This window comes from Pleomorphovibrio marinus (genome assembly GCF_003347495.1).
In the GTDB taxonomy this organism is placed as follows: Bacteria; Bacteroidota; Bacteroidia; order Cytophagales; family Cyclobacteriaceae; genus Pleomorphovibrio; species Pleomorphovibrio marinus.
Map to the genome: position 1 here is coordinate 470831 of NZ_QCXY01000002.1, position 21935 is coordinate 492765.

The 21935-nt window shown below is 41.6% G+C and carries 23 protein-coding genes and 1 tRNA gene; 19 read left to right on the forward strand and 5 right to left on the reverse strand.

The window, feature by feature from the left end; all coding sequences use genetic code 11:
• Position 1: 1 nt before the first annotated feature.
• Together DB520_RS07940 and DB520_RS07945 are read right to left on the reverse strand one after the other, a co-directional pair.
• The gene (locus tag DB520_RS07940; RefSeq protein WP_114749154.1) at positions 2-2773 is read right to left on the reverse strand and encodes a TonB-dependent receptor; all 2772 of its coding nucleotides are present in this window, start codon (positions 2771-2773) and stop codon (positions 2-4) included.
• Entirely contained in the window at positions 2770-3468 is a 699-nt protein-coding gene (locus tag DB520_RS07945) for a hypothetical protein (protein WP_114749155.1), read from the reverse strand. Before DB520_RS07945 ends, DB520_RS07940 begins: the two co-directional genes overlap by 4 nt.
• Positions 3469-3692: 224 nt before the next feature.
• Between DB520_RS07945 and DB520_RS07950 the strand changes: the two genes are divergently transcribed.
• From DB520_RS07950 to DB520_RS07975, 6 genes are all read left to right on the forward strand, one after another.
• Entirely contained in the window at positions 3693-4775 is a 1083-nt protein-coding gene (locus tag DB520_RS07950; protein ID WP_114749156.1) for a Gfo/Idh/MocA family protein, read from the forward strand.
• Between the two features lie 69 nt (positions 4776-4844).
• Entirely contained in the window at positions 4845-5843 is a 999-nt protein-coding gene (locus tag DB520_RS07955) for a 3-hydroxyacyl-CoA dehydrogenase family protein (RefSeq protein WP_114749157.1), read from the forward strand.
• A 270-nt stretch (positions 5844-6113) separates the two neighbouring features.
• Positions 6114-6641: an AAA family ATPase gene (locus DB520_RS07960; protein ID WP_114749158.1), complete on the forward strand. Its 528-nt coding sequence runs from the start codon at positions 6114-6116 to the stop codon at positions 6639-6641.
• A 309-nt stretch (positions 6642-6950) separates the two neighbouring features.
• The gene (locus DB520_RS07965) at positions 6951-7514 is read left to right on the forward strand and encodes a helix-turn-helix domain-containing protein (protein ID WP_232834884.1); all 564 of its coding nucleotides are present in this window, start codon (positions 6951-6953) and stop codon (positions 7512-7514) included.
• A 60-nt stretch (positions 7515-7574) separates the two neighbouring features.
• Complete coding sequence (locus DB520_RS27220) at positions 7575-7853, forward strand: hypothetical protein (protein ID WP_114749159.1); 279 nt, start codon at positions 7575-7577, stop codon at positions 7851-7853.
• A complete protein-coding gene (locus tag DB520_RS07975) occupies positions 7850-8929 on the forward strand; it encodes a fatty acid desaturase family protein (RefSeq protein WP_114749160.1) in 1080 nt (359 codons plus the stop codon). Before DB520_RS27220 ends, DB520_RS07975 begins: the two co-directional genes overlap by 4 nt.
• A gap of 141 nt (positions 8930-9070) precedes the next feature.
• Here DB520_RS07975 and DB520_RS07980 read toward each other — a convergent pair whose 3' ends face one another.
• From DB520_RS07980 to ruvC, 3 genes are all read right to left on the reverse strand, one after another.
• Positions 9071-10276 (reverse strand): porin, encoded by a 1206-nt coding sequence (locus DB520_RS07980; protein WP_114749161.1) that lies wholly within the window; start codon positions 10274-10276, stop codon positions 9071-9073.
• A gap of 259 nt (positions 10277-10535) precedes the next feature.
• On the reverse strand, positions 10536-10955 hold the full coding sequence (locus DB520_RS07985) for a nucleotidyltransferase substrate binding protein (protein WP_114749162.1): 420 nt from the start codon (positions 10953-10955) through the stop codon (positions 10536-10538).
• Between the two features lie 114 nt (positions 10956-11069).
• Positions 11070-11642, reverse strand: coding sequence for a crossover junction endodeoxyribonuclease RuvC (gene ruvC, locus DB520_RS07990; RefSeq protein WP_114749163.1), 573 nt, complete (start codon positions 11640-11642; stop codon positions 11070-11072).
• 62 nt (positions 11643-11704) lie between these two features.
• Here ruvC and DB520_RS07995 point away from each other — a divergent pair, with 62 nt between their 5' ends.
• From DB520_RS07995 to DB520_RS08055, 13 genes are all read left to right on the forward strand, one after another.
• Positions 11705-12817, forward strand: a complete 1113-nt coding sequence (locus DB520_RS07995; protein ID WP_157971983.1) for a glycosyltransferase family 2 protein — start codon at positions 11705-11707, stop codon at positions 12815-12817.
• Between the two features lie 31 nt (positions 12818-12848).
• The gene (locus tag DB520_RS08000) at positions 12849-13100 is read left to right on the forward strand and encodes a hypothetical protein (RefSeq protein WP_114749165.1); all 252 of its coding nucleotides are present in this window, start codon (positions 12849-12851) and stop codon (positions 13098-13100) included.
• A 16-nt stretch (positions 13101-13116) separates the two neighbouring features.
• On the forward strand, positions 13117-14328 hold the full coding sequence (locus DB520_RS08005; RefSeq protein ID WP_114749166.1) for a PP2C family protein-serine/threonine phosphatase: 1212 nt from the start codon (positions 13117-13119) through the stop codon (positions 14326-14328).
• Positions 14325-14957, forward strand: a complete 633-nt coding sequence (locus DB520_RS08010) for a polysaccharide deacetylase family protein (RefSeq protein ID WP_114749167.1) — start codon at positions 14325-14327, stop codon at positions 14955-14957. The genes DB520_RS08005 and DB520_RS08010 overlap by 4 nt, the downstream gene beginning before the upstream one ends.
• The gene (locus DB520_RS08015; protein ID WP_157971984.1) at positions 14957-16069 is read left to right on the forward strand and encodes a glycosyltransferase; all 1113 of its coding nucleotides are present in this window, start codon (positions 14957-14959) and stop codon (positions 16067-16069) included. Before DB520_RS08010 ends, DB520_RS08015 begins: the two co-directional genes overlap by 1 nt.
• A 28-nt stretch (positions 16070-16097) precedes the next feature.
• Entirely contained in the window at positions 16098-16874 is a 777-nt protein-coding gene (locus DB520_RS08020; RefSeq protein ID WP_114749169.1) for a TatD family hydrolase, read from the forward strand.
• Complete coding sequence (locus tag DB520_RS08025; protein ID WP_114749170.1) at positions 16871-17947, forward strand: asparaginase; 1077 nt, start codon at positions 16871-16873, stop codon at positions 17945-17947. Before DB520_RS08020 ends, DB520_RS08025 begins: the two co-directional genes overlap by 4 nt.
• 168 nt (positions 17948-18115) lie before the next feature.
• A tRNA-Ser gene (locus tag DB520_RS08030) sits at positions 18116-18203 on the forward strand.
• Between the two features lie 295 nt (positions 18204-18498).
• A complete protein-coding gene (locus DB520_RS08035) occupies positions 18499-19308 on the forward strand; it encodes a MotA/TolQ/ExbB proton channel family protein (protein ID WP_114749171.1) in 810 nt (269 codons plus the stop codon).
• 58 nt (positions 19309-19366) lie between these two features.
• Complete coding sequence (locus DB520_RS08040; RefSeq protein ID WP_114749172.1) at positions 19367-19696, forward strand: hypothetical protein; 330 nt, start codon at positions 19367-19369, stop codon at positions 19694-19696.
• Position 19697: 1 nt separating this feature from the next.
• Positions 19698-20342 (forward strand): ExbD/TolR family protein, encoded by a 645-nt coding sequence (locus DB520_RS08045; protein WP_114749173.1) that lies wholly within the window; start codon positions 19698-19700, stop codon positions 20340-20342.
• 1 nt (position 20343) lies between these two features.
• Complete coding sequence (locus DB520_RS08050; RefSeq protein WP_114749174.1) at positions 20344-20805, forward strand: ExbD/TolR family protein; 462 nt, start codon at positions 20344-20346, stop codon at positions 20803-20805.
• A 326-nt stretch (positions 20806-21131) separates the two neighbouring features.
• Complete coding sequence (locus DB520_RS08055; RefSeq protein ID WP_114749175.1) at positions 21132-21899, forward strand: SDR family NAD(P)-dependent oxidoreductase; 768 nt, start codon at positions 21132-21134, stop codon at positions 21897-21899.
• The last annotated feature ends 36 nt before the right edge of the window (positions 21900-21935 follow it).

Sequence of the window (21935 nt, forward strand, 5' to 3'; positions counted from 1 at the left end):
CTTAAAATTTAAAATTATAGGTGATGAAGGGAATAGGTTGTGCAAAAATGGACAACTGGTATCCCTGAAGCACCCCATTGGTAGGGGCAAAATATACCGAATAGGGATTTGCCCTTCCTAATACATTATAAATTCCTGCAGACCAGGAAGCATGGGCCAATTTTCGGATCTTGTGGTTTCCTTCCAGGTTGAAGGAAATATCCACCCTGAAATAATCCGGGATCCTATGATCGTTACGGTCTGAGAAAAAGACCCTTTCTGCACCCCCGTATTCAAATTTGGCGATCGGAAGGGTAATGGGTCTTCCCGTGCTATAATTGGCATTGATGCTGGTGTTGATCCGTTTGGTAAATTCCCAATTTCCTACCAACATGATATCATGGGGTTGATCAAAGTTACTCGGATACCAACGACCATCATTGATCATTTCCCCAAGTTCCTGAGGGGAGGTTCTTAATAAGGAGCGAGAATAGGTATAGCTGATCCAACCGTTAAGCTTGCCGGAGGTTTTTTTGGCCATTAATTCCACTCCGTAAGCCTGTCCTTCTGTGTTGAGGATGTCCTGTTCTATGGATTCGTTTAGGATCAGGTTTGCCCCACTACCAAAATCAACCAGGTTTCTCATGCTTCTGTAATAAACCTCTACCGAGGTTTCAATGATGTTGTTTTTATAATTCTTGAAGTAGCCCAGGGACACCTGATTGCCGGTTTGGGGACGGATATGGGGGTCGCTTAGCTTCCATGTATCCGTAGGCGCAATGGCTGCGGTATTGGTCAACATGTTGACATGTTGCCTATTGGTGTTGAAACCTGCTTTTATGGCGGTGAAATTGTCCAGGGAATACCGTGCAGAAAACCTTACTTCCGGCCCGAGATAGGTTTCAATGACTTCCCCAGTTCCGTAGTTCTCTTGCCCGATTAAAGTGCCCTCACTCCGAATAGTGGTGGCTGGATATTGGTTCACCGTGTTTGGGCCTAGGTAATTGTACATCACCAATCTTACGCCTCCGTTTAGCAATAATTTTGAATTCACCTCATATTCATCTCCAATATAGAAGGCCGATTCCAACCCTCTTTCTCGTCCAATCACTTCTGGTATGACCATAGATTCCTGACCCTGGGGTAAAATACTTCCAGGGGAAAGGTTATAGAGCACGTGGTTCATGCCAAAAGAAACATTATGTGCGTCATCCAAGTCATAATTAAAATGGGTGCGCCAGTGACTTTGGTTCATGGTAAAGCCAAAGTCAAATGCGTTTAACGGATCCAGCTCCCCAGCTATCGAAAAGGCGTAACGGTCATGGCCAATCGTCATTTCTCCCTCCAGCTTGTCGTTGAAATAATGGGTCCAGGAAAGGTTGGCGTTTTGGTTGCTGTAGGCAAAGGCCGTGTCCAGATCAAACCTAAAAGCATCCTGGCTCCAATATCCGGAAAATTTCAGAATATTATTTTTGTTAATCTCATGACTCATGTTGAGGTTTAGGTCATGAAAGGAAGCTCGACTTTCCCGAAATTCGGACTCCTCATCCATAAGGCCAAAAAGCCAATTGGAATAAGTGCTTCTACCGCCTGCGGCGAAGGTGGTCTTTTCCCCTAATGGGCCTTCTAAATATAACCTGCTGGTCATTAGCCCAATGCCACCACCACCTTCTAACTTTTCCTTATTTCCAAATTTGCCTTTTACATCCAATACAGAGGATAACCGCCCCCCATATTGCACGGGCACACCTGCCTTATAAAGGTCCACGTTCTCCATCATATCTGGGTTGAAAGCCGAAAAGAGGCCAAATAGGTGGGTAGGGTTATATATGGTGGCGTTGTTGTATAAAATCAGGTTTTGGTCGGCTGCACCACCCCTTACGTTAAAACCTGCGCTAGCTTCCCCTACGGTTTGCACACCTGGCAGCGTGATGACGGCGCGAAGCACATCTACCTCACCAAGTACCGCCGGGATCTTCCTCATGGATTGCATGCTGATATTTTCCAAGCCCATTTCAGGTCTCTCTATATTTGCGGACTTTTCAGAGGTGACCGTAACCTCCATCAAGGAGATGATATTGTCATCCATGGCGATATTTAAGGTTCCATCCCCTAGCAAATTTACCTGTCGTTGTTCTTGATAGGCTCCAAAACTTTGTATGACCAGGGTGATTCGGCCCTTAGGAAGTAAAATAGAGTACAGTCCATCATCATCGGTAATGGTTCTGCCTTCATGATCAAGGGCATAAATGACAGCTCCTATTATGGGTTCACCCGACTCAAAACTGGTCACCAATCCACTCAAACGTGCATGGGTGGGAGTTTCACTTCTGGCTGCACTACCAATTTGCCAAAGCCTGTTTTTAGCAAAGCTCCTTTCTTCCCTTTCCTTTCCGGTCTCTTCCCCAGTGGGAAGAGTATCCGTTTCTGTAGCAGGCATAAACAATTTTTCGGCTCCTTGTAAAGTAATCCCCCTTCCCTTAGTGACAAACACCCTGCCCTCCGTATCGATAACATAATGGAGGTCCGTATCCTTAAAAAGCTGATTTAGCAACTGAGGGAGGGTGTTTTGATAGGCATTAATGTTGATGGAAAGTTCCGGTATGTCTTCAGGGTCGAAGAAAAACTGGTAAGGGCTTCTTTGCTCCACCATTTGGGCAAACCTTTCAAAGGAAACCCCCGAAAACAAACCACTGATGAGTTTGTTTTCCGCTTCTTGTGCCTGTACATGCCCAGTACAGATCAGGGAGATAAAGGCAATCCAAATACATAAGATACCATATTTCCTCTTCATGACTTGCTATTTGCTATCTCAACCAAAATTTTAAGGTAGGCCTCTTTATCTTTTTTAAACCTAATCCTATCTCTTTTCAACTGGGGCTTGATATCCTTTTTTTTTAAACCCATCAGCTCAAAGACCTCTTTCTTTCTCCTCACATAATGGAAATTCCCATCCAACAGAATTAAGTACCGCTCCTTTTGGTCATACATTCTGGCCTTTTTCATGTTGGTTGTGTTTTTACTGATCTCCTTTCTATGTTTGCAGTAAAGGCTTATTTCCCCTTCGTGAACCACCCTGTAAAACCCGTTTTTATGGAAAAAGAAGTTCAGATCATCTTTAATTCTGATAAATCGAAGGTCTTCCAACTCGAATTCGTCAATTTTCTCGTGGTTCAAAATTGTTTTTTGGCCCTTCGCAGGAGTGACACTGATCAACACATCATCAAAGATATCGTATTGTATGGGTACCTCCTCAAAAGCAATGTCACCTATTAAAAGTACGTTTTTTTCTAGGCTTTTAGACTGGAAAAAAGGGTGGCCTTCCACCCCTCGATTACTGGGAAAATACTGTCCCCCTGAGTGTAAATCAGGAAAATATTGGATTAGTTGGGTATAGTTTTCAAAAAGCACCCTTTCCTTAATAGGGGTTTGGGCCTCTATCGATAAAATCAAAAAAAAGACTAAAATGAAAAGTGAAAATTTAATCATAAAAGATTGGCTTTTAGAGCTGAGGAATAGGTTAATTCTAGGATTTTATAACAAGTTCGGGAAATGTCGCAATGCGCCCTACCATTTTCCATGAATGGTGGATTAATGGTTTGAGCGAAATGCCTATCAAAAATAATAAATTTTGGCCATGGCTTGGCAAAAGAATTTCATTAACTTCATCGGTGAATGTATAAAACTTATTTTTAACCCAAATCAAAAAGAAAATGACCCAAGATAAAAACCCCATCCGAATCCTGGTGGTAGGATGTGGAAATATGGGCAGCTCCCATGCCTTGGCCTATCACCAATTACCCGAATTTGAAGTTGTGGGGCTGGTTTCAGGCGGTAAGTCAAAAGAGGTTTTAAATCAAAAACTAGGTGGGAAATATCCCCTTTTCGATGATTATCACAAAGCGATGGAAACCACCCAACCTGATGCGGTCAGCATTAATACGTATCCGGATACCCATGAGCCTTATGCCATATATGCATTTGATAAAGGGTGTCATGTTTTTGTGGAAAAACCTCTTGCGGACACGGTGGAAGGAGCGCAGAGGGTAGTAGATGCAGCTAAAAAGCAGGATAAAAAACTGGTGATTGGCTACATTCTTAGACATCATCCTTCATGGGAGAGATTTATTGAGGTAAGCCATCAGTTAGGTAAGCCACTGGTAATGAGAATGAATCTGAATCAGCAGAGTGAGGGAAAGATGTGGACGCTACACCGGAACCTCATGAAAAGCCTAAGTCCAATCGTCGATTGTGGAGTTCACTATATAGATGTGATGTGTCAAATGACCCGATCCAAACCTGTGCAAGTATATGCAATTGGTGCCAAACTCACCGATGAGATTCCAGATGACAACTATAATTATGGTAACCTCCAAATCCGTTTTGAGGATGGGTCTGTTGGTTGGTATGAGGCTGGGTGGGGTCCTATGGTAAGTGAAACGGCATTTTTTGTTAAGGATGTTTTTGGACCAAATGGTTCAGTATCCATAGTAGCCAAGGAGGCCGGGGGCTCCGGAAAATCCGACAGTATAGAGGCACATAGCAAGACGGAATCTCTCCTGTATCATAGAGGTGAGCTGGATGCAGAGGACAAATTTGTGCACCAGGATGAGTGGATAGATCTAAGTGATGAACCGGATCATAATGGACTATGTAAGCGGGAGCAGGAGTATTTCCTAAAAGCCATCCAGGAAAATCTGGACCTTACAAACCATATGCAGGATGCGGTAAACAGCTTAAAGATTGCCTTTGCCTGCGATGAATCAGTCCGATCTGGGCAAGTGGTTTTGCTTTAAATCCCTTAAATCAATTTAATGGCTCCTCTGCTTTAAGCAGAAGGGCATATTTATTTTATACGATACTAAATGAATAAAAGCAAGGTACCCAGTGATATACCAGTGGGAATAGTAGGACTTGGATTGATGGGGAGCAGCATTGCCGTTTGTATGAGCTTGGCAGGGCACCCTGTTATTGGGTTGGAACCTATGGATGGGCAAAAGGAAAAGTCCCGGAAAAGAATCCAAGCCCATTTACAAACTGCCTATAATAATGGCTTGGTGCCTAACCCCCCAAGCCATTATCTGAGAAACATTCAATTGGCCTCTGAATATGAAAACTTAAAAGACTGTAAAATCATCATTGAGTCCGTAAAGGAGGATCAGAATATTAAGTTTGAGGTCTTTCGTAGGGTGGATGAGGTAGTAAGCCCTGACGCCATCATTACCAGCAATACTTCGGCTATTCCCATCTCTACACTGCAAGACGCGGTATCAAATCCCCAGCGCTTCTATGGATTACATTGGATGGAGCCGGCCCACACCACCCGTTTTTTGGAAGTGATTTGTGGGGAAAAGAGTGACTTGGAAGGGGGAGAATACCTGTACAGCCTTGCGGAGTTTTGGCAAAAGGAAGCGGTTTTGGTAAGAAAGGACATACGAGGCTTCATCGCCAACAGGCTGATGTATGCCATGTATAGGGAAGCCATGTTTCTGGTCGAAGGGGAATATGCAAGTGTAGAGGATGTGGACCGGGCTTGCAGGAATGTGGCCGGTTTTGCTTTTCCAATGATGGGGGTTTTTCGATGGATGGACTTTACCGGAATAGATTCCTACAAAAAAGTGATGGACGAACTTTTTCCCACCTTGAGCAATGCTAAAGCTCCTGGATCGCTAATCACGGATATCGTGGATAAAGGCGGTAGGGGAGTTTTTAATGGTAAGGGGTTTTATGAATATAGTGAGGGAGAGAAGGAGCTTTGGGAAAAGGCATATACCAAATTTGCCTTTGAAATCAGGGATTTGGCCCTTCAGTACCCTCATGATGTGGTGGAGAAGATGAAAGAGGAAAAGAAAAGTAAGGAATAGGTCATTCGATAGAAGGGATATTAACTCATTCTTGACTAGGTCGATTCCTCTTCGCTAATTCTGGCCCTTTTTGGGTTTAAGCCTTCCTTCCTAACAGGTCAAAACCAAACAATGCCCTTGGCATACAATGTGGGTAGGGAATAGAGACTGAGGAAGAACCCGATCCCTAATGGGATGTAATTTTAACTTCTATCAGAAGCTAAAAAAGAAAGCCTTCATTGCCTGCCAGAAAGCTGCACGCAATCCACGACCTGAACTGTTTCCAGAAAAATGAAACAAACCATATATTTTATTTCCGGTCCTGCTGGAGTTGGGAAATCCACTACGGCTAAACAGCTGATAAATAGACTTGCTAAAGGGGCCTATATCTCAGGAGACGATGTTAGTCATATACCCATTAAGGGACGCAGAAATCCATGGTTATGTGAGGAGACATATCGATTAACGTGGGAAAATATATTCAGCCTTACCCAGAACCTATTGAAATATGGCTATAATGTGGTCATTGACTATGTAAGTTTCCCAAGGGATGTAGACTGGTTTGTGGGAAAATTGAATGACCAAGAGGCTGAGGTAAAGTATGTCGTTTTGAGTACTGACTTAAGCACCCTGCTACACAGAGATGGATCCAGACCGGAGGAGTTAAAAATGGGCGAAAGGTGTAGTATATTGTTTAAAGAATTTAGGGAATTGGAGGGTGGAGATAGATTTACACTGAATACGGAGGCTTATGGGCTGGAAAAGATGGAAGAAATAGTGGATAAATTAATGGAAGACAGGAAATACATTTGGTACTAAATGAGGGCAGAGAATCCCTTACCTGCCCCAGGTCAGAAATGTCCATATTTCTTCGATTAATGGAATAACCCTTACTTTTTTTGTTTGGTTATTATTATAATCATATGCCACGAAATGCCTAATCCGGATTGAATTTGCGATAATAAAGTACATGATTAGCGTTCTTTTTAATCCTTTTATGCTTCAGATTGTGAATATATGGCAAATAATTACCGATAAACCATTATTTTTGATAAATATCAACTGGGTGGAGAGGCACTTTCAATCATTCGGCAGCATTAAATCAGAGCTGTTGATGGCTTAAAAAACATGAGTACGGAATTATACATCAAGTACATGGTCAGTTTGCGCTGCAAAATGATGGTCAAGGAAGTATTTAAAAATCTAGGTATTCCATATACAAATGTCGATCTGGGGGTGGTGGAGGTGCCGGCGCCTGTTTCCGCTGTTCAACATGAGTATCTAAAGAAGGAATTACATCGGATCGGGTTAGTCTTGTTGGACGATAAGAAAAGCATACTTATAGAAAAAATCAAAAATGTGATAATAGACTTAATTCGAAGTGACAGACTTCCAAAAGTCAACTATTCGGAATATATCAGTGAAAAAGTGGGATATGATTACAGCTACGTGGCCAATATTTTTTCGGAGATAAAGGGGATGACCATTCAACAATTTATTATTTTTCATAAAATAGAGAGAGTCAAGGAGTTGCTGCTATATGACCAACTTAGTCTCACAGAAATTTCGAACCAATTACATTACAGCAGTGTTGCACACTTGTCTAACCAGTTTAAAAGAATAACGGGACTTACTCCCAGCTTCTTCAAGCAATTAAAGGAAAACAGGAGACGAAATATAGAGGATTTGTAGGTGTCTTTCTTGTTATTTCATTGATATACAGCATATTATGCACATTTATATTTTTAATCAATGAAATATGTAAGTCTCTGGCAGACATTTGTAACATATATAGGTGAAAAAACACTAACTTTGATATTGCGAGAAATCTATTTGGCTTACCCATCCGAACCACCCCCCTTCTCAGTGCAATACCAATACGACAGATCAAAAAACATAGGAAGGCAAAACAAAAACGGAAAGACCGCTATTGTAGAAACCTTTTATAAAGGTGCACAAGCAAAAATGCAAAAGGGTAGCCAACTATCATTCATAAATGGTGATAACATCACAAAACTGATTAAAAAATGAGAACGTTGAAATTTTCTAAATCTAAGCGATCTGACTTCTTAAAAGTCTTAAGAGAGAGAGTGGACGATTATTTCAAAACGAACGGAATAACAAGGTACGGAAATCGAAACATGGTCATCAAGACCATATTTATGCTCTCCTTATTATTTATCCCGATCCTTATCCTTAACTTAGGTGTGGTTGATAATCCATGGGTTCTATTTGGCCTTTATCTGACAAGTGGATTGGGCATGGCCGGTGTGGGTATGGGTGTCATGCATGATGCCATTCATGGATCCTACTCCAAAAGCCGGACGGTTAATAAATACTTAGGTTATACAATGAACCTTATAGGTGCAAATGCAAACGTATGGAAGGTACAACACAATGTGCTACACCATACCTATACGAATATTGACCATGCGGATGATGATATCAATGCACCTTTCTTCCTAAGGTTTTCGCCCAATGCAAAGCGGTATTGGCTTCATAAATTTCAACACCTCTATATATGGATTTTTTATGGCTTATCCACCGTTTCCTGGATTACTACCAAGGACTTCATAAGGATTAAGCGGTATCATCGTTTAGGCTTTTTTAATGGAAAAGGCGAGCTAAACAGGGAGATAGTTAAAATCGTTTTGTGGAAAGCACTGTATTTTTCATACACTTTGGTTTTACCCTTGATAATGGTTCCATTACCCGCATGGATGGTGATATTAGCTTTCCTGAGTATGCATGTAATTACTGGTTTAAGCATAAGTCTGGTATTTCAAACTGCCCATATCATGCCGGACACCTCATTTCCAAAACCGGATGAGGACGGTATTATGGAAAATGACTGGGCTGTGCATCAATTGCTCACTACCACTAATTTTGCGCCCCGTAGCAGGTTTTTTTCATGGCTTATCGGTGGGCTTAACTTCCAGGTGGAGCATCATTTGTTGCCAAATATATGCCATGTCCATTACCCGAAACTTTCGAAGATCGTTTCTCAAACGGCCAAAGAGTTTGAGCTGCCCTATTATGTGAAGAAAAACTTTGCAGTGGCACTTAGGGATCACGTAAAAATGCTTTATACCCTAGGAAGGGTGTAGAGAATCAAAGCAAAAAGTATTATTTGCAGTATTCAACAATAAGGTCGTTATATTTAAACAGATAGATAGACATTTAATTTTTTCTGTTTAAATATAACTAATAGAGCAATATAGAATTACTATCCTTTTAGCGTTTTCCTTTTAAATTCCAAATTCTATCTGGAACCTGTAAATCATGCCTCCCGGTAGGTCTGGCCTGAATTGGTAGCCATTTAGTTGGCGATAGGTCACTTCTGCCAGGGCTTTTATCCTGTGGAAACTGAAGTACCGAACCAAAACGAAGGATGCTTCTTTTGCTCCTCCCTCGATTACGTCAATATCCTCACCCGGATTTACAGCGGCATACCTACTAGCTAGTTCATAGTTGGATGGAAAAATGTAAGAAGCTTGAATGTTTACCCCGGTTCCGGTATAAACGTTACGCATAAGGTCTCCCTGAAAGGTAATGGGATTATCAGCCACCCTATGGGCATATTCTCCATAAAGTGAAAATCCCCTGAACTTAAATACTGCATCTAATAGCCAGGTCTGCATATCAGTTTCTCCAAAAAGCTGTGGGCCTATTTGACCACCTGTTCGAATTGCGTCTTGGGTATAGTTGTAACTCGCCGCCACTGAGAGCTTGGGTTTTTGTTCCCTATAATAATCCCCCTCAAAATAATCCCCAAACCCGGTAAAGTCCCCAAAAGGCAACAATTCCAGTTTGCCGGAATAAGCTGCCCCGGTTTTGCGGTCTGCAATAAAATAGTTTCTTCCTGTACCTGTAGTAATTGCACCAATAAAATTGTACCTCAGTCCGCTGAGGTTATTTCTATAAATACCAAAAAAGCCATTGTCCCTGTCCACATTGAAGGTTTCGTTCAGTATTGTTCTGGAGGTGAACTGAAGGTCAGCAGAGGAGATAACCCTTTGTCTATTCCCAGGCAATTTCATCACGCCCATCCCTAGCTCAAGATGTGGGTTTACCCGATAGAAAACCACCGCATCTCTAATGATGTTCGAGTAGCCCGAATTGGCTTCATCTTGGTCCCCTCTGGTAAATCCAAGCTGGAAGGAATACCGAAACCGGTTGTTGAAAAGATGGCCAAAAGTATGAAGACGTGCCCTTCTGGTCAAAAAAGACCTCTCCTCCAACCCGAAAGGGGTCGCAGTTGCCGCTCTGGCTTCCACACGGTTTTGCATTCTAAAACGTAGATTTATGGAATAACTACTATCACTGGGAATAAACCCTATGCCATTTACAGAGTCTAGTCTAGAATTTAAAATGTTGATACTTTCTACTTGACCATATGAGGGGGTCAGGCTCCAAAAGGCCAAAACAAAAACAAAAGACAATTGAGTTTTCATGGATTTTTGCTACAATTCGGCAAAATTAACAATTTATTAATATTGAAATAATACTTAATTGATGAATAGGGATTTTATTTACGGGTGATTGGTAAATTGTGTCCACATGAAAAATCTACTACCAAATCCCCGAAAAGGCCATCGAATTCGGTAAGACAAGCTAAAGGCGAGAAATGGTGCTTCCAAATAAAATACCTATTAAAATAAAAATAAAATTAATAATGTTTCACACAGTGTATTATTAAGTTGAATTGTTTTATTATTTGTCCATTTGTTTCTTAAAATTTCTTTCAAAGTTTTCTAATAGAGAAAAGTATTTCTTGATGATGTTTTCAGAAATGGAACCCAGGTAATTTCCCGGATATAAAGGGTTGTATTGTATCCTGGCAATGATCATATCCAGCCAACCCTGACCGTCATCTATCAAATCCTCATGGAAAGCTTCCACAGTAATATCCCTGGAACCAGAAAAGGGGGGGCGTCCCTGCTCTTTAAAATAAGTTCGCATAGTGTCCAAGGCTTTTTCATGGGAAGTTTCAAAAAGACGGACAATATCAGGACGGTATTTTTCCAAGTCATCCTTATGTCTGTTGACCTCTTCAGTCAATTCCCTGAGTTCTTCCAATGCCTCGACAAATTCCCCAAAGCACTGCTCGCATGTAGGAAGGTACGGTTTCATAGGGTTAGGTAAAATAGTTAAAGGTACTGCCAATTCGTTCAGTTAAATTTATGCAAAAATCCCTTCCAATAAAAATATTGCTTTAAGGTAATAGAAATAAAGGCTCTTGCAGTTTTATTTCAACCTTTCCGGGTTATCCTCCAGAAAGGCCTTCCAACCTCCGCCCCTTCCCCTAGTCTGTAGCCTACCGGAATGAAAATGATGGCAAATAGCCACCCCGAGAGCATCTGAGGCGTCCATAGTTTTTGGAAGTTCTTTGAGGAGAAGCAGCGTTTTGACCATTTCGGCCACCTGTTGTTTGGAGGCATTGCCGTTTCCTGTTACAGATTGCTTCACTTTTTTAGGGCTGTATTCGGAGATGGGCACGTCTCTGGAAAGGGCGGCTGCCATTGCCACTCCTTGAGCCCTTCCAAGTTTCAGCATGGATTGGACGTTTTCTCCAAAAAAAGGGGCCTCCAAAGCCACCGAATCCGGATGATAGGTATCGATGATTTGGACAATTCGTTCAAAAATCTTTTTCAATTTCATGGCATGTTCCTTGTACTTTCCCAATTGTATCACCCCATAGTGGATGGTTTCCAGTGCATTCCCTTTAGCCATGACCAATCCATACCCCATCACGTTAGTACCAGGGTCTATCCCCAGGATTATTTTTTCTTTTGTGTGATTTTTCTCTTCTTTGCCCATTACCGCAAGTTAGTGTAATAAATAATATGCCTATATTCCACTCCCTTTTTTTATTCCATTGGATGGCCCAAATAGCTGTATCCTATTTGTTTTTATACCTGTTCTTATTCATCCTATTATATGTTAATTGGAGAAAGACCTTAGCCACTTCTTCATCTTTGCCCAATACCTGCAAGGTAGCCTTATTGATTCCTTTCAGAAACGAAGATTCCAACCTGTCAGGGTTCTTGCCAATGCTGATGAAATGGATTCCAGAGAGTTGGGAGGTTTTTTTTATTGACGATTGCAGCGAGGACAGCTCTTACCAAACGGTTGAGGCTTTTATCCACGCTAAGCAAATTAATAAGTGGAGTTTGATAAAATCAACCAAGCCTGGTAAAAAGGGCGCTTTGGCTACTGGGATTTATGGTACAGACGCCGAAATCATTATCACTACCGACGCCGACATGGTGCTTCCCAATCACAACCCTTGGGAATACCTTTTGGCTTTTTTTTCCGAAAGTAAGGTAAACATGGTAGCAGGACCCATTTTCCCCATGCAAAACGATGGGATGATGGCTGAATTTCAAAAATACGAGTGGGCGAGTGTTCAGTTGGTAACTGGGGCCACTTTCGGTTTGCAAAGGCCATTGATCTGCAGTGGTGCCAACCTGGCTTTCCGGAAATCGGCATTTAGGCAAGTTGGGGGGTATAAGGGAAATGAGCACCTGTTGTCGGGAGATGATGAATTCTTGCTCAAGAAATTCGTTCGCCAGTTCGGTGCAGACACTGTAGTATTTGCCAATGATCCCCTTTCTGCTGTTTTTTTCAAACCATTTGAGCAGATGGAGGATTTATTAAAGCAAAGAATCCGCTGGGCTTCCAAATGGAACGACCATAACAATAACTTTCATTCCATTTTTTCCATTGCCGCATTTATCCTTAGTGTATTTCCCTTACTTACACCCCTATTTTTTTTTATTGGGGAATGGGGCGTATTTTACTTTCTCGGATTTTGGACAGCCAAACTTAGTATGGATAAATTGGTTTTAGGAAAGGTGATCCAAACTTATGGACAGAGGGCATCTTTTAAAGGGGTGGTAATTACTGGCTTGTTGCATCCTCTATACGTGCTTGCTACTGGATGGGGTGTTGCAAGGGGAAGTGTGCTTTGGAAGGGAAGAAAAATAAAATGAATAATTATCTTTACGATAAATTAAACCAACCATGACTGACGATGAGTTTGACCTAATTGATGAGCTTTACTTTGTGCAGCCTTATTCCTATTTGAAGGAAACCTTGGATTGGGAAGATGAAAAGCTTTTGGTTATCTTGCAGAGACTACTGGAGAAAGAATGGATAAAATGCCTTTACGCTCCAGATGAGGAAATCTTCGGAGACTTTGATATTTCTAAGGAGGGAAAGCAACTTTTCTATCTGGCCACTAAGAAGGGGTTGATCCACCACAACACCATATAATAAAGAAGGAATAGCAGTGAGCATTGAAACCGTCAAATATCAGAAAAAAGAGCTGGAGTTAAAGGCCTTGTTGGAGATCACCCAGGCTATCAACGAGAATAAGTCGGAGACAGTTTTATTGAACATCTTTAAGTTCACCTGCCTGATTCACCTCAATATTAAATCTTTGGTACTGTATGTAACTGAAAAGGATGACTTTGACCAAAGGATTGCCCATAACGTAAAGGCAAATATACCATCTACCATTCCAAGAACCAGTGTAGAGGACAACCAAGAGGCTGGAAGGCTGAGCCTGACGCTTTCGGAGGAGTATTCCTTTGCCGGATTGGATATTTATATTCCGGTATATCATAAGGATAAGATGTTGGCCATTTTGCTGTTGAAAACGAAAGATGAGGAAAAGGAGCTGGATCTGGATTTCACGCAGGCTTTGACAAATATTTTAGTTGTTGCCTTGGAAAACAAGCGGTTTGCAAGAAGGCAATTGGAACAGGAAAGGTTAAGAAGGGAGCTTGAGATTGCCAGCAATGTGCAGCGTATGTTGTTTCCAGAACAACTTCCCGTCACTGAAAAACTCACCGCTAAAGTCACCTATTTTCCCCACAGTACCGTTGGAGGAGATTATTATGATTTAATTCAGAAATCAGAGGATGAGGTTTTTTTCTGTATTGCCGATGTCTCCGGAAAAGGGATGCCCGCAGCTTTGCTAATGTCCAATTTTCAAGCTGCACTTAGGACTTTATTGAGGAGTAGCTCCGATCTAAGAATGGTGGTTAATCAATTGAATTTCACCATTTTTGATAATACTAAGGGGGAACGGTTTATCACCTTCTTTCTGGCACATTTCCAATTCAGCACAGGAAAACTAAATTATGTGAATGCGGGCCATAATCCACCAATATTATGCATTGACAACCAAACGGGTGTAGAGGAACTAGGGGCAGGAACCACTATACTTGGTGCTTTTAAAGAGTTGCCTTTTCTGGAAACCGGAACCAGGGAGGGCTTAAAGGGTTTTACCATTCACCTTTTTACAGATGGCCTGACGGAGACCATAAATGCCAAGGAGGAAGAATATGGGGAGGAGCGTTTTTATGAGTTTATTAAAAGAAATCCATGTGAACTACCCGATGAGTTTCATCAGAGGTTTTCCAAAGAAATCGGGGATTTTGGTCAAGGTATGGCACGAAGAGACGATTTCACGCTTTTGTCATTGAAATTCACATGAGTTTCTTTCTTCACAAAGTGCCCTCGGTGATCCAGTGCTTATATCCTGCCTATATATGGCATAAGCCCAGGACATCGCGGAAGGTGTATCTTACCTTTGATGATGGACCCGTGCCGGAATCCACCCCTTTTGTACTAAATGAACTGGGAAAGAGAGGTCTTAAAGCCAGTTTTTTTATGGTGGGAGACAATGTAAGGAAAAATACCAGTCTGGCAAAGGAGGTCTTGGCCGGAGGACACCAAATAGGCAACCACACCTTCCATCATATAAAAGGTTCATCTATCGATACGAAGAAGTATCTTGATGAGGTCAAGGCCTGTCAATTCACCCTTGAAGACTGCTTGTCCATTTCCCCGGGACTTTTCCGGCCTCCTTACGGCAGGTTAAAAAAGAAACAGGCAACCCTACTGCAAAAAGACTTCAAGATTGTAATGTGGGAGGTGCTTTCGGGTGACTTTTCCCCTCGTTTGGATCCGGATACGGCTATCCGGAATACCTGTAAGTATACACAGGCAGGTAGTATTGTTTTATTCCATGATCAGGAGAAGTCCGCTTCATTTTTAAGAAAGGGGCTTTCGGACTATTTGGATTTCATCCAGGACGAAGGTTTCCAGACAGCATGGATTTGATGACACTTCTTCTAGGGGCTGCTATTATGTTGGTGGGTATTTCTATCCTACAATTTACATTATATATGTGGGATGGAAGGAGGAATGCCCCAAAGACCGAAATAAAATATAGTACAGAGGGGGAGTTGCCCAAAGTTGCTGTATTCATTTCCGCTAGGAATGAGTGTCTTTTGTTACCAGAATGTTTGCTCACGTTAGAAAAAATGGACTACCCGAGCCATTTGATTGATTTCTATATCGCTGATGACAATAGTGAGGATGGCACCGCAGAGATCCTTTTAAGTTGGGTGAAAAAAGAAGAAAACAGGCATGGATTTCTTATAAGGGAGGAACCTGGAACTGGCATAAATGGAAAAGCTAGGGCATTGGCAAAGATGACGGAGGTTACTGATGCCGACCTGTTTTTGTTTACCGATGCGGATTGTAGTGTGCCTTCCACCTGGGTAAGAAGTATGGTTTCGGCCTATAAAGTGGCATATGGGATGGTGATTGGGATTACGGAAGTTAAAAGGACTGGCCCTTTTTCTACCATGCAAGCATTGGATTGGTTTCTTCACCTTGGGGTGATCAAGCATTTGTCGGATAAGGGACACAGTCTTACAGCTATGGGTAATAATATGTTGATTGCGTCCAATGCATTAAAAAAGGCGGGAGGTTTCAGGGCTGTGGAGCGTAGCGTGACAGAGGATCTGGCAATTTGTCGCAGTCTTTATGAAATAGGATATCGACCCTATCATTTGGTGGAGAGTGGCAATTTGGTGAAGACTAAAGCAGAAGGGGGACTGACCTTATTGTTACAACAAAGAAAGCGTTGGGCAGTAGGAGCCATGGGGTTACCTTGGTATTGGAAATTCATATTGTTTATTCAGGTCGCTTTTTTCCCTGCCATTGTGTTCATTTGCTTTCAGCACCTATATATAGGAGCAATACTTTGGGCAGGGAAAATTTACCTTCAGTCTATGTTTTTGATCAAATTTGCCAAGAAAACGGAAACCATATTCAACCAAATTGACTTGTTTATTTTCGAGTGGTTTTATTTGTTCACTACATGGGCCACTGCGATCTATTATTTTTGGCCCTCCAAAATAAAATGGAAAAAAAGGGCCTATTAACAGGACTTTCGAAAGTAAATTTAACGAAATGGAATTTATCGATACGCACGCTCATATTTATTCCAGAAAGTTTGACTCAGACAGGGAGAGTGTGATTCGCCAAGCGATTGGGGCAGGTTTAGAACAAATTTATATGCCAAATATAGATTTGGCCTCTATTCCTTTGATGTTAGAGTTGGAAAAAAGTTTTCCGGGTATCTGTATTCCTATGCTGGGTTTACACCCCTGCGATGTCAAAGAAGATTTTGAAGCAGTTCTTGAAGAAATGGAGGGGTGGTTGGAGAAAAGAGATTTTGCAGGAATAGGGGAGACTGGTTTGGATCTTTATTGGGATAAGAGTTATTTTGAACAGCAAAAACAGGCTTTGTCCGTCCAAATTAGGTGGGCCAAAAAATGGAAACGCCCTTTGATATTACATTGCAGGGAATCCATGGAGGAGACTATTGGTGAAATTGGTAGACAGCATTCACAGGATCTGGCCGGGATTTTCCATTGTTTTACGGGAACTGTAGAGCAGGCAAATGCCATCATAGAAATGGGGTTTTACCTGGGCATAGGGGGTGTGAGCACCTTTAAAAACGGAGGTTTGGACAAGGTTTTGCCGACCATTGGACTAGAAAGGCTGGTTTTGGAGACAGATGCCCCTTATTTGGCGCCGGTCCCATTTAGGGGAAAGCGCAATTCCCCCGAGTACATACCTGTTATTGCACAACGATTGGCGGAAATTCTGGATGAACCCTTGGAGAAAGTAGCAGAGGTAACCACTGCTAACGCCAAGGAAATTTTTAAGGCAATTACTTCATGAACTACAAAATTGTAAGGCTCAACACCGCTGCTAAGACAGAAATTGAGCATGCCGTCCTGATCATCTATACTGGAGGAACTTTGGGTATGGCCTATGATCCACAAGGGGCGCTAGTGCCGTTTAATTTTGGTCAAATACTCGAGAAAATCCCGAACCTCAACAACTTAAATATCAGCATTACGGTAATAAGTTTCCCCGAACCCATTGACTCGAGCAACATCAACTTACAGCACTGGGTGGATATGGCTTATATTATATATGAGAACTACGATACATATGATGGTTTTGTGGTATTACACGGGACTGACACCATGGCTTACAGCGCCTCTATGCTAAGTTACATGCTTAAAGGCCTCAATAAGCCGGTGATTTTCACTGGTGCCCAACTTCCAATAAGCGAGATGAGGTCTGATGCCAGGGAGAATTTGGTGACTTCCCTGGAAATAGCCATTACCAAGGCAAATGGGAAACCTGTGGTACCTGAGGTTTGTATCTTTTTCAACCATATGCTATTAAGAGGCAACAGGGCCAAGAAAGTCCAAAGTGTACACTTCGATGCCTTTGAATCCGAAAATTACCCAGCTCTTGCAGAATCAGGCATAATCATTGACTTCAACTATGCTTCGATTAGGCCATATGAAGAGGGAAAGCACCTGAGGTATTATAATCAGTTAGACAACCATGTAATGGTATTGAAGCTTTTTCCCGGCATCACCAAAAGTGTGATTGAAAGTTGCATCAAAATCAAAAAACTAAAAGGCATTATTTTGGAGACTTATGGCTCTGGAAACAGCCCCTCGGAGGATTGGTTTTTGAAATTGATGGAAAAGGCAGTGAAGATGGGAGTATTGGTATTGAACGTTTCTCAGTGCAACGGTGGCAGGGTGATTCAAGGCAGGTACCAAACCAGTAAAGACCTTAAACGCATAGGTGTGCTCAGTGGAGGAGACATCACAACAGAAGCAGCAGTTACCAAAATGATGTTTTTATTGGCCAATGAACCGGATGAAAATGAGCTAAAGCGAAAATTGATTACCCCTTTGGCAGGAGAAATGTCTGTCTTGAACCATTAAATCCTACTATCCATAAAGTAAGTGGTAGTCAATTGTATAGCAAAATTCATGGAACTATAGTAAAATATAAATATGCCTTTTTTCCCAATAAGCCGTGGGATTATTTGCACAGGCTGAAAAATATAATTTTATTTGTCGCACCATTTGACCTACCCACCACATTTATACAGAGAGGTGTCCGAGCGGTCGAAGGAGCACGCCTGGAAAGCGTGTATACCCCTAAAGGGTATCGAGGGTTCGAATCCCTTCCTCTCTGCTTCATTTCACAGTTCTTTGTTATTATCCTTTCAGAATAGTTTCTTGGTGCTTGTTCTACCCCTAATTTGAACCTTCCGCTAAAAGAAGTTTATTTCCATTTATATATGGATATTTACCTTTTGGGAGCAATGAACAACCTGTTTAACAACTAAGATGCTAAAAGAAAATTAGGGTTTTTGTATTAAATATTCGCCAAATCCCTTGCATTTTGAACTGAAAAAATGATAACTTTAAAAATCTTAACACGATATTAGAAACCGTTCAACCTTTAAAAGTCTATTAAAAACTACATTATGAAAAAGTTAATCGCTTTATTCATGCTTGCCGGAATTTTACTGTCACCGGTTATTACAAAAGCACAAGATGAAACAGAAGAGGCTGAAGAAACTGAAGCTGCTGCTGAACAACCAACTCCAGAACCTGATCCCACGCCCGTCATGACTGATGACGAGATCATAGATGAGGATGAGACCTTCCACCAAGTAATCAAGGACAAGTTTATTGAAGGTGACCCCACTTTTATGACTCCGGTATTGATATGTTTGATATTAGGATTGGCGGTTGCATTGGAAAGAATCATTACCCTTAACCTCTCCACTACCAATACCAAGAAATTGTTAGCCAAAGTAGAGGAAGCATTGGAGACAGGTGGAATTGAAGCTGCCAAGGATGTCACTAAAAACACTAGAGGGCCAGTAGCTTCTATCTTTACCCAAGGATTGATGAGGTATTCCGAAGGCATTGACATGGTAGAGAAGTCTATTATTGCCTATGGATCAGTGGAAATGGGCCGTTTGGAAAAAGGATTAGTATGGATATCCCTGTTTATTTCCCTTGCTCCTATGCTAGGTTTCATGGGTACAGTAATCGGTATGATTGGTGCCTTTGACTCCATTGAAGCAGCGGGTGATATTTCTCCATCTTTGGTTGCGGGAGGTATTAAAATAGCCCTTTTGACTACAGTTGCTGGTTTGATTGTGGCCATTATCCTGCAGTTGTTTTACAATTACTGCGTGGCTAAGATTGATTCTTTAGTGAATGAGATGGAAGACGCTTCTATCACATTGGTGGACATCCTAGTTAAGCACAAGCTTACCAGGTAATCCATTGGATGATTTTGTTCTCCCTTAATAATTTACTAACTTAAGAATCGTTATAAAAATGGATACTACTGATATATTCTTATATGCAGGGTACTTGCTGATCATCATCGGTGCTATTTTAGCCATAGTGATGCCGCTAATCAAATCCATCGATGACCCCAAAAGCTTGCTTAAAACAGTGGTAGGTGTGGTAATCATTGGAGCTTTGTTCGCTGTGGCTTATTCCATGGCTGATTCAGAAGTGGCAGCAAGGTACACTGCGGAACCTTTCAATATTACGCCCACCGTGGCAAAGCTTGTGGGGGGCGTATTGATGACTGTATATGCACTGTTTATACTTGCTATTACAGGTATAGTGGTGACAGAAGTTACAAAAATCGTTAAATAATATGCCAAGCAAAAGAGGTAGAATGAGTCAGGAAGTTAATGCAGGTTCAATGGCGGATATCGCTTTCCTGTTGTTGATTTTCTTTCTTGTGACGACAACAATTGCTTCGGATAAGGGGATTCTAAACATTCTCCCTCCTAAGCAAGACCCTAATGATCCACCCCCAGAGGTGGAGCTGAATGAGAGAAATATCTTCAACATACTGATCAATGCAAATGATCAACTATTGATTGAAGGTGATTTCAGAACCGACGCGGTAGGCCTTTCGGACGAGATAAAAAAGTTTGTCCTTAATTTTGGAAGGCCCGATGAGGAAAATATGGCTTTATTCAACAGCCTTCCTGCCTCTCTAAGGGGCATGGCGGAGCAAAGCCCTGAATCCTCTGATTACCCTGGTTCTGGTGGTGCTGTGGTTTCCATTAAAACCAACCGAGGTACTAGTTACGAACTTTACCTTGAGGTTTTGGACCAAGTTAAAAAGGCCTATTTCGAGATCTATGGCGAAAGAGTGGGCTTGACAGCAGAACAATACCGGCAATTGTCTGGTAGGACTGCTGCAGAAGCCGAGTTAATAGATAAAGGTAAAGAAGGCATACCTATGGCGATCTCCATAGCGGAGCCTGATAAACTAGGAGGAGGAGACTAATATGGCAAAATTCAAGAAAAAAACGAAAGCGGATGTTAATATCCCCACTTCTGCGTTACCTGATATTATCTTTATGTTGCTGTTCTTTTTCATGGTGGTTACCGTGTTGAGGGAACAGGAGATCCTAGTGGAACAAAAGATTCCTCAAGCTACTCAATTGCAGAAGATCCAAAAGAAAACCCTTATCTCTTACCTCTATGTTGGTAAGCCTAAGAACACTTCTTTGTATGGTACAGAGCCACGTATTCAAGCTAATGATGTGCTTATTAATACCAGCGATATTGTCTTTTGGGTTACCCAGGAGAAAGATAAGTTGTCAGAAGCAGAAAGAGATCAGATTACCATATCATTGAAAGCCGACCGAGATGTAAAAATGGGTCCAATCAGTGATATTCAATTTGAACTTAGAGAGGCAGATGCCAGGAAATTGCTTTATGCTTCTGTTGGTCGAGTCGATTTATAATATTCGATTACATATTTATGCATTTAAAGGGCTGGTTTTACCAGCCCTTTTTTTATTGTTCCTAGGGACATAAATAGGTACGGAAATATATCATTTTTGCTTTGCAAGCTGTGATTCCTCGTTCCAATTCATCCCAATAGGCAAAAATATAGACAGCATTCTTGAATAGGAAAGGTTTAGCTAGCATATCTTGAATACACGGACTTTTGTCACTTTGTACTTTTCATTCATGTATTGTAAAAATAGTTGGCATATATTTTGGAGAATTGCCTGTGCAATTGGGGGATATTGCTTAATTTGATAGCTAATTCAACCTCTATAACCATATGGATTTATCTTCATTATTTTCCCTCAATAACAAAGTCGCTTTGATTACAGGTGCTAGTAAGGGCATAGGGCTTAGTATCGCCGAATTTTTTGCTGCTGCTGGTGCCAAGGTGGTCATTTGCAGTCGAAATCAAGATGCCTTGGATGAAGAGGCTGGAAAACTTAGAGGAAAAGGATATGAGGTTATAGGTATCGCGTGTAACGTTGGACACATCGAAGAACTCCCTAATTTAGTGGATCAGACCATTAAACTTTACGGCCAGTTGGACATCCTAGTGAACAATGCAGCCACAAACCCTGTATTTGGACCCGTGCATGACACTACATTGGAAGCTTATGATAAAATTATGGATGTGAATGTAAAATCTGCCTTTCAACTTATGTGCCTGTGCTTTCCACACCTACGAAAATCTTCAAACTCTTCTGTTATAAATATTAGTTCCATAGGGGGGAAGTCCCCAGAACAAAACTTGGGGATCTACAGCGTGAGCAAAGCCGCATTGATTTCCCTTACCCAAGTCTTTGCCAAAGAATGGGGCGATCATAAAATCAGGGTAAATGCCATTTGTCCTGGGGTGATCAAAACTAAATTTTCCGAGGCATTATGGAGCAACGACAAGATTATGCAAAGCATGATGCAAAGGTTGGCCATTAAAAGAGTTGGAGATGCAGATGAAATAGGTGCTGCTGCTCTGTTTTTGGCTTCAGAGGCATCTTCCTATGCAACGGGATCAGTGCTCACTGTGGATGGTGGATTTACATTGTAAGGGTTTCTTGGGCATATTACAGTTTGGTTTACTTGT